The sequence below is a fragment of the Bacillus sp. JJ722 genome, assembly GCF_036963345.1.
Taxonomy (GTDB): domain Bacteria; phylum Bacillota; class Bacilli; order Bacillales; family DSM-1321; genus Bacillus_AD.
On record NZ_JBALMO010000349.1, the window covers coordinates 1 to 219 of the forward strand.

Annotated in this window: 1 protein-coding gene; it reads left to right on the top strand. The window is 29.2% G+C overall.

The window, feature by feature from the left end:
* Positions 1-5: 5 nt before the first annotated feature.
* On the top strand, positions 6-219 hold a 214-nt coding region (locus V7014_RS27400), incomplete at its 3' end, for a GerAB/ArcD/ProY family transporter (RefSeq protein ID WP_438824980.1).

The following is a 219-nucleotide window of genomic DNA, read 5'->3' on the forward strand; positions in this document are numbered from 1 at the left end:
TATTTATGCTTCCTTTAATACTTTATTCATTTAAAGATGGCAATATATTGAATATATTGCCTATTGAAATTTTGGATTACAAACCTATTTTAAAAGGAAGTAATGAGGCTCTCTTCTCTTTCGTTGGTTTTGGAATGTTACTCATTATCTTTCCATCGATTAATGCTTCTTCCATGTCAAAATTAAAAATTACGTTATTTGCGAATTTGTGCACGACAG